General features: G+C 71.0%; 7 protein-coding genes and 1 pseudogene. 4 read left to right on the top strand and 4 right to left on the bottom strand.

The window, feature by feature from the left end; all coding sequences use genetic code 11:
- Together D7W79_RS34575 and D7W79_RS34570 are read left to right on the top strand one after the other, a co-directional pair.
- On the top strand, nucleotides 1-2047 hold a 2047-nt coding region (locus D7W79_RS34575; protein ID WP_147442190.1), incomplete at its 5' end, for a vWA domain-containing protein.
- A 17-nt stretch (nucleotides 2048-2064) separates the two neighbouring features.
- A complete protein-coding gene (locus D7W79_RS34570) occupies nucleotides 2065-2634 on the top strand; it encodes a PspA/IM30 family protein (RefSeq protein WP_120529592.1) in 570 nt (189 codons plus the stop codon).
- A gap of 27 nt (nucleotides 2635-2661) precedes the next feature.
- Here the strand turns inward: D7W79_RS34570 and D7W79_RS34565 are convergent.
- A pseudogene (locus D7W79_RS34565) lies at nucleotides 2662-3482 on the bottom strand (IS5 family transposase).
- Nucleotides 3483-3528: 46 nt separating this feature from the next.
- Complete coding sequence (locus tag D7W79_RS34560) at nucleotides 3529-4410, bottom strand: DNA integrity scanning protein DisA nucleotide-binding domain protein (protein WP_120529591.1); 882 nt, start codon at nucleotides 4408-4410, stop codon at nucleotides 3529-3531.
- Nucleotides 4411-4536: 126 nt separating this feature from the next.
- On the opposite strand from D7W79_RS34560, the gene D7W79_RS34555 reads away from it, so the two are divergent.
- Nucleotides 4537-4899, top strand: coding sequence for a TraR/DksA family transcriptional regulator (locus tag D7W79_RS34555; RefSeq protein WP_120529590.1), 363 nt, complete (start codon nucleotides 4537-4539; stop codon nucleotides 4897-4899).
- Nucleotides 4900-4968: 69 nt separating this feature from the next.
- On the opposite strand, the gene D7W79_RS34550 is transcribed toward D7W79_RS34555, so the two are convergent.
- Entirely contained in the window at nucleotides 4969-5736 is a 768-nt protein-coding gene (locus D7W79_RS34550; protein WP_120529589.1) for a double zinc ribbon and FHA domain-containing protein, read from the bottom strand.
- A gap of 112 nt (nucleotides 5737-5848) precedes the next feature.
- On the opposite strand from D7W79_RS34550, the gene D7W79_RS34545 reads away from it, so the two are divergent.
- On the top strand, nucleotides 5849-7531 hold the full coding sequence (locus D7W79_RS34545; protein WP_120529588.1) for a serine/threonine-protein kinase: 1683 nt from the start codon (nucleotides 5849-5851) through the stop codon (nucleotides 7529-7531).
- A 54-nt stretch (nucleotides 7532-7585) separates the two neighbouring features.
- Here D7W79_RS34545 and D7W79_RS34540 read toward each other — a convergent pair.
- On the bottom strand, nucleotides 7586-8305 hold a 720-nt coding region (locus D7W79_RS34540), incomplete at its 5' end, for an FHA domain-containing protein (protein WP_120529593.1).

The following is an 8305-nucleotide window of genomic DNA, read 5'->3' as shown; positions in this document are numbered from 1 at the left end:
CCTTGCGCAGGGGCTCGCGGCGCGCGCGAACCAGGCCTTGGAAGAGTACGAGGAGTGTCTGCGCCTGGTGGAGCGGGCGCACCGCTCCGGGGAGATGCCCGCGGGTGCGTTGACGGCGCTCGACCGCGGCTTCGTGCGGCTGGCCCGCGCGGTGAAGGTGGCGGACCTCTTTGGCCGTCCGCTGGAGGCGCAGGCCGGGGACGACGCGCCGTTCGAAATCTTCGAGCGCCCGAGCGAGACGACCCGGGATCGGCCGCCGGCCAACGCGCGCCTGGCCATCGCGGAGCTATTGGCCGCCCGCGCCCGGGACAACGTCATCGACCTGGTGCAGAAGCGGCGCGACCTGGACCTGGCCCACGAGATGCTGCTGCGCCTGGGCACGACGGACGCGGACCGCGCGCGGAGCATGGCGCTGCGCAACGACGTGGCGGAGGCGCGTGAGCGGGTGCGCGAGGTGCCGCCCACGCGGTCGCTGGAGGCGCTGGTTCGCGGCGTGCGGGAGACCGCCCAGAAGGATCCCCGGGGCGCCTACCGTTCGTTGCAGGGCCTCTACGAGCGCGCCATCGAAGCGGGGGACGCGGAGCTGGCCTCGGCGGCGCGGCGTGCGCTGACGCCACTGCTTCCTCCGGAGACCCGGCTGACGCGGATGGTGGAGGAGGCGGAGGCGGGCGCGAGGCTGCAGTGGCTGGGGGAGGCGGACGCCGAGGAGGACTCCGGACGCGAGGCGGAGGACGCGCCGGACGAGCAGCTCGCGGACCTGGCGTTCTCCCTGAAGCCGGAACAGCTGGCCACGTTCGACCTGGCAGCGGGGTGCGCGCGCTACTTCGACGTGGAGGACGCGCTGTCGGAGGAGATCGTCGAGAAGGACGCCGCCGCGGCCCGGGCCGTTCCGCGTCAGGTCCCTTATCCGACGCAGACGATGTCGTTCGACACGACGGGGAACCTGGACGAGGTCCACCACTTCGTCATCACGGATCCGCGGCGCATCCTCCAGGACCTCGCGGCGCACCGGCAGCTCGTGCGCACCTACCTGGACGACGCGCCGCCCCCCAAGCCGCGCAAGGTGAAGCGCACCGCCGTGCGCGTCTACGTCTGTGACGCCTCCGGCTCCATGCACGGCGCGCGGGCGCGCTTCCGTGACGCGCTGATCATCGCGGAGCTGAACAACCTGCGCGTGAAGGCGCGGCGCGGAGAGAACTTCGACCCGCTCTACTTCAGCTTCTTCAACGACGTGCCCACGGAGCTGGCCCGCGTGGACACCGCCGCGGAGGCCACGCGGCAGATTGAGAAGCTCTTCCGGGACTCGCCCGCGGAGGGGCAGACGGACATCTCGCTGGCCCTCCTGTCCGCCTTCGACTCCATCCGCGCCGCGCAGGGGCGCGACCCGTACCTCGCGCGCGCCACGGTGGTGCTGATCACGGACGGCGAGGACCGCGTGGACCTGGACCTCATCCGCCGCACCCGCGCGCCCATGGGAGCCCTGGACATCGCGCTGAGCTTCATCTCGCTGGGCGAGGAGAACCCGGACCTCAAGTCCCTGGTGCTGGAGCAGCGCGCCGCCGGAGGCCGCGCCTTCTACCACCCGCTCTCCGACGAGGAGATCCGTTGGGCGCGCACGGAGTTCGACACGCCCTGGCGCACGCTGCTGCCGCGCGACGTGCCGGCCTCGCTGGAGGCCCTGGAGGCGCTGGCCCCGCACCTGGACGCGCTGGAGGCGGTGGCGGCCGGCCGCGCGCCCGGGACGGGGGTGGCCGTGGAGGCCTCCTTCGACGCGCTCTTCCCGTCCACGCCCCCGGCGTCCACCGTGCCGGAGGTACCCGGCATGGAGCTGGTGGCGCGGGTGACGGACATCCTGGAGGCGGTGGGCGAGGCCGCGTCGCTCGCCCCCGCGGACCGGCGCGCGACGGAGAGCGTGGTGCTCCTGCAGCACCTGCTGTCCGTCTATGGACTCACGCCCGCGCGCTACCTGGCCGTGCTGTCCGGCGGCGCGCGTCCGGTGGGCGAGGCGTTGGAACGGGTGCGGCTGCTCTGCCGCCCGTTCGGGTAGGCTTCAAGGCACGCGCCATGTTCGGCTTCCTCAAACGCAAGAAGACGCCTCCGGCGCCCGTGGACCCGCTGGCCACGTTCGACCGGCTCATCGAGGACCTGGAGCGCCAGGCGGCGGAGGTGCGCAAGTCCGCCGCCACGCTGCTGGCCCTCAAGGGCGAGCTCTCCCGCGGGGTGACGCGCTACACGGCCCGCCTGGGCGACATCGCTGGCCGGTGCCAGACGGCGCATGACCGGGGCGACGCGAAGGGCGTGGGCGTGCTGGAGCGCGACCGCGTGCAGACCGAGCGCCTGCTGGAGTCCACGCGCGAGTCACTGCGGCGCGCGGAGCGGGACTCGGAGCTGCTGCTCGGCGCTGCCAGCGAGCTGGGCGAGCGCGTGGCGGACCTGCGCATCGAACGCGAGAGTGCGTCCGCGCGGATGGCCGCGGGCGGCGTCGTGACGGAAGCGCTGCGCGAACAGGTGGAGCGCTTCGACCGGGTGATGGCGCTGGAGGCCGCGCGCGACGAGGTGGAGAAGGCGCACGCCCTGGCGGACATCTACCGCGAGGAGCACCAGCCCCCCGCGACGCCCGAGCGCGTGAAGTAGGGGGAGCGCCTAGAGCGTGTCCGCAAACTAGAGCCAGAGGCGAATCGAGGCGATGAGCACCATCGCCAGGTAGTTGGCGGCGCGCTTCTCGTAGCGCGTCGCCACGCGCCGGTTCTGCTTCAAGCGATTGAAGAGGCACTCGACTCGGCAGCGCTTGCGGTAGGCCGCCTTGCGGAAGGTGCGAAGACGGGGCTGGTCTGAGCGAGTGGGGATGACAGCCTGCACGCGGTGCGCTCGGCACCAGTTGCGCAGGCTGTTGTAGCTGTAGCCCCTGTCTCCGACGAGTGCATCCGGCAGACGGCGTGGAGCGCCTGGGGAGTGTGCCCGAGGGACTGCTCCGCCCGCCATGAGCGCGGGGAAGGCTTGCGTCTCGTGCCGCTGGCCGGCCGTCAGTGCAAAGACAAGGGGGCGGCCCGCGCCTTCCGCCCGGACATGGAGCTTGGTCGAGAAGCCTCCCTGGCTCCTCCCGAGCGCTTCGGCCTCCCCCCTTTTACCGGCGTGCCTCGCGCGCCGGCCGCATGCTGGTGGGCACGCACGACGCTGGCGTCCACGTAATGCAGTGTCCAATCCAGTTGCCCGTCCTCGTGCGCTTCTGCTTGGAGCTGGCGCAGGATTCGCGCCCAGATGCCCGCTTCCTGCCACCGGTAGAAGCGGCTGCTGAGCGTCTTCCAACTGCCGAAGCGCTCCCGGGGGACTTCACGCCACGGCACGCCCGTGCGCAGCACCCAGCAGATGCCGTCCAGCACCAGACGGTGGTCTTTATTCGGGCGGCCCCTGGCCGGCCGCTGCGGTGGCAGCAAGCCGGCCAGCCTTTCCCACTGCGCGTCGGTCAATTCTCCCCGGCTTATGCCTGCTTCAACGCCGGGCCGACTCAACCTATTTTGCGGACACGCTCTAGTTCCGCCGCGCCGTCTGGTGCAGCTCCAGCACGATGTTGCCGCCCTTGAGCAGCCGCACCGCGCCGGACGTCTGGCTCACCACGAGCGCGATGCAGTGGGTGGTGGAGGTGATGCCCGCGGCGGCCGCGTGGCGTGCGCCCAGGCCCAGGGGAATCTTCACCGTGTCGTCGTTGGCGGACAGGTAGCGGCCCGCGGAGAGCACCACGCCGTCCTCGCGGATGACGAACGCGCCGTCCAGCACGGAGAAGTTCTTGATGGCGTCGCGGATCTTCGGGTCGAGCACGTTGCGCTCGGACTCCGACAGGCCCTGGAACGGGTTGATGGTGAGCTGCCGGCTCTTCTCCAGCACGGCCGTGTGGTCGCCAATCGTGATGATGGTCCCGATGGGGTGGCCTTCGAAGCCCTCCTGGCCAATCTGGAGCGCCAGCTGGATGAGCGCGTCCACCACCTGCGAGTTGAACTCCTCGCCCAGCTTCACGCCCTCGATGGCCAGCCGGTCATCCAGCGACCCGCCGATGCGCATCTGCATCAGCGTGTCCGGCGCGCGGCCCACCTTGCCTGTCATGCAGAGCACGAGGTCGCCTTCCTTGAACGCGCCCTGGGACAGCGCGGACACGAGCGCCACCTTCACCCGCTCCGTGCGCGAGTAGTCGTACGCGGGGATGACGAGCGCGCGGAACTTCTTGTGCTGGTGCTCCTGCGCCAGCTTGTCCAGCGTCACCGCGTAAACCAGCTTCTTGCGCGCGGGCTTACCCCGGAGGTCCTCCGGCGGAATGGGCGTGTCGCTGATGTAGAGGAAGTGGTCGACCTCGCTCTTGGCGGCCAGGGAGAGCGCCGAGCGCAAGAATTCCCGATCGAACTTCGTGTTGTCGCTCAAGGCGCCCCTCGTGCACCCACGTTTTGAAGCAGGTCAGCTTGACACTGGCAGCTGCCTGAATAAAGCTTTCGGGCCCTTTTTTTAGGGGTAAGGCCCCCTCTACCCGTCTCATCGGAGCCGCAGGCTGTGAACCAGAAAGATCTCAAGCGTTACAAGAAGATGCTCGAGGACAGCAAAGCGAGCCTGCTCGAAAGCGCGAAGAAGACCCTGGTGGAGGAATCGTCCTTCGACACGGACGACCTGCCTGACGAAATCGACCAGGCCGCCTCCGAGTACACCCAGTCCATGGTCTTCCGTCTGCGCGACCGGGAGAAGTTCCTCCTGCAGAAGATCGACGCCGCGCTCAAGCGCGTGGAGGACGGCACCTTCGGCATCTGCGAGCGCTGCGAGGAGGACATCTCCCCCAAGCGTCTGGATGCGCGTCCGGTGACGACGCTCTGCATCCGCTGCAAGGAAGAGCAGGAGAAGAAGGAGAAGTCCTACGGCTGAAGCCGTGGCTTCACCGGACCGCACGGCGCTCCCGTGCGGTCCGCGCAGCGCGCGTGAAGTGCCGCCGCTTCAGGCCACCGCGGGCTGGATCTCCACCCGCAGCAGCTGACGGCCGATGAGGAAGTGGTCGCCGTTGTCGACGAAGGTCGGCCCCGCGAGCCGGATGAAGGTGCCGTTGGACGAGCCCACGTCGCGCACCATCAGCCGGTCCCCCCGCACCTGCAGCAGCGCGTGCCGCCCGGACACGAAGCCGTCCGTGGGGAAGGCGATGTCGCCCTGCTCACGACCCAGCAGGTTGTCGCCGTCCTTGAGCGGGTAGGCCGCGCCGCGCAGGCCGCCCTCCAGGAGCTGGATGAGCCGCAGCCGGTAGCCCGGATCCGGCGAGCCCCACACCTGCGTGCCGCCAGGCCCAAGCGCCGCGGCGGGGATGGGCTCCAGCACCAGGCGCTGACGGCCCAGGCGCAGCTCTCCGCCGGCGGGCAGCTCGCGCTCATTGCGCAGGCGCACGAAGACGCCGTTGGCGCCGCCCACGTCCTCGATGGCGAGCCTTGCGCCAGAGAAGAAGAAGCGCGCCTGCACGGGCATGATGAAGGGGTCGTCGTTGAGCGCGATGTCCGCCTGCTGGCCGCAGGTGAGGGTGTCGCGCTGCATGCGCACGAGCGACTCGGGGCCGCCGTCCGCCCGCACCACGCGGATGGACACCTGCGGGCGCGACGAGACGTGCGCCACGGCCATCACCATCGTCCCGGAGCGCAGCGCCGAGCCACAAGCTCGGCACACAGTGGCATCCCGGGAATTCTCGGTGTCACAGCGGGGGCAATATTCCACGGCGTCCATGGGAGTTTCCCTTCTAGCAGGCCCGCGCCGCGTTGGGGGGCCCGACAGCGCACGGCTTGCTCCCCACCCGAGGGGCATGGTGAAGTCCCGGCCCCACTGACTGGACGCTGACGTGTACTGCCCTTCCTGCGGCGCTGACGCCGAAGACTCTTCCCGCTACTGCCCTGCCTGCGGCGCGACGCTCCTGCGCTCGGCGGAGGGCGGCGACGAATACGTGGGCAAGACGATTGCCTCCAAGTACCGGGTGGAGGCCCTCATCGGCGAAGGCGGCATGGGCAAGGTGTACCGCGCCCGTCAGCTCGCGCTGGACAAGGTGGTGGTGCTGAAGGTGCTGCGCCACACGCTCCTGTCGGACGAGCGCACCGTCGCGCGCTTCCAGCGCGAGGCCAAGGCGGCCAGCCGTCTCAACCACCCCAACTCCATCAGCGTGCTGGACTTCGGCCAGGCCGACGACGGCGCGCTCTTCATCGCGATGGAGTACGTGGCCGGGCAGGACCTGCATCAGCTCCTCAGCCGCGAGTGGCCGCTGGGCGAGGCGCGCGTCGTGCGCATCGTCCTGCAGATCCTCAGCGCGCTGTCGGACGCGCACGGCGCGGGCGTCATCCACCGGGACCTGAAGCCCGAGAACATCATGGTGGAGCAGCGCCGCAACGAGCCGGACTTCGTGAAGGTGCTGGACTTCGGCATCGCGAAGATCACCGACTCGCAGGACGAGGGCCCGGCCCTCACGCGCGCGGGCTTCGTGTGCGGCACCCCCGAGTACATGTCGCCGGAGCAGGCGCGGGGCGCCGTGCTGGACCACCGCTCGGACCTGTACGCGGTGGGCGTCATCCTCTACCAGCTGATGACGGGCCTCCTGCCCTTCGAGTCCGACTCGGCGGTGGGCTTCGCCACCAAGCACCTCACCGAGGAGCCGCCCCCTCCCACGCGCCGCCGTCCGGACGCGCGCATCTCCCCGGGCATGGAGCGGCTGATCCTCCGCGTCCTGTCCAAGGACCCGGATGACCGGCCGGCCAACGCCGCGGCCTTCAAGACGGAGCTGCTCGCGGTCGACAAGGAGCGCCGCCGCGGCAGCGCCAGTGCCAACGCCAACGAGTCCAGCGGACGCCGTCCCCAGGCCTCCGGCGTGCTGGCCCCCATCCCGCGCAGGTCGCAGGCCGCGCACAACGCCGCGCGCAACAACACGGGCTGGAACGACGTGACGGTGGAAGCCACCGTGCAGGGCCTGCCGAACTCGCGCACCCCGGTCTCCGAGGAGGCCACGCTCGCGCCCGAGGGCACCCGCACCTCCGTGGCCGCGCCCGCCTCAGCTGGCGGTGACGGCATCATCCTCTTCTTCAAGGCGCTCACCACGGTGCTGGTGCTGGGGGCTGTGGGCTTCTTCGTCTACTACTTCGGCATTGGCGCGGGCAGCGGCTCCGAGGGGAACCAGTACGTGGCGCCGCCCAACGCGCCCCGGCTGCTCACGTCGGGCTCGGATCAGCCGGACTACCTGCGGCAGATCCCCAGCAACGCGCGCAACGTGGACAAGGCGCGCAAGCTGACGCAGGACGGGGACCGCGACGTGCTGGCCGGGGAGCTGGGCCGCGCGACCTCCAGCTACAAGGAAGCCTTCAACTTCAACCCGGAAGCGGAGCTGGCCCTCAAGCTGGGCGAGCTGTACTGGCAGCGCGACAACACCGACGAGGCCCGCGGCTGGTGGGTGCGCCACCTGACCGACATGCCCGACTCGCGCGCCCGTGCGTACATCGAGGCCCGGCTGGGCAGCCCGGTCGCGCGCCCCTCGGCGCCCTGAGTGCCCGTGAAGTCGTAGTCGAGCCCGGCCCGTTGGGGCCAGGCCGCTCCTCCGTCAGCCCAGCGTCTCCACCTGCATGACGTGCTGGCCCAGGCGGACGCGGTCGCCCGGACGCAGGGGGCGCTCCGTCGCGGGCGGGATGCGCACGAAGGTGCCCAGGCCGCCGGAGAGGTCGCGCAGCATCGCGCCCGTCGCCGTGGGGCTCAGCTCGCAGTGGCGGCCGGCGAGTCCCTCGTCATTCGGGTACGCGAGGTCGCAATGCGCCTGCCCGATGGTGAGCAGCGCCGCGGCCGTCACCACCGCGCGGCCCGCCCGGCCACCCATGTGCACCTCTTCCACGCCGTACAGCGCCTGGCCGAGCGGCACCGGCGAGCCGTACGGGTTGGGCCGGCCCGGGACGGGGGGAGGGGACTCCACGCGGCCGGTGAAGCGGAACAGCCGCTGGCCGGCGCTGAAGAGGGCTCGCGGCGCCAGCGGCTCCGTGCCGGCGAAGGTGACGTAGACGCCCGACGCGCTCGACTCGTCGCGCACGAAGAGGGCGCCGTCCTTCACCAGGAAGGTCGCGTGCAGCGGCGACACGAAGACGTCGTCCGGGAAGAGGATGGCGCCGCGCTGGCGGCCCACCACGCAGCCCGTCACCGGCAGCTTGTAGCGCTGGCCTCGCGTCGTCCCGGCGATGACCGCCAGCCCGAAGCGCGACGCCACCGGCGCGGGCCGCGCCGTGGCGCCCGTGGGGGTGGGGGCCATGGGCGGCGCGCCACCCGGGACCGGGGC

Origin of the sequence: Corallococcus exercitus, assembly GCF_003611585.1 — a bacterium.
Taxonomy (GTDB): Bacteria; Myxococcota; Myxococcia; order Myxococcales; family Myxococcaceae; genus Corallococcus; species Corallococcus exercitus.
This window is presented reverse-complemented; position numbering and strand designations above follow the sequence as displayed.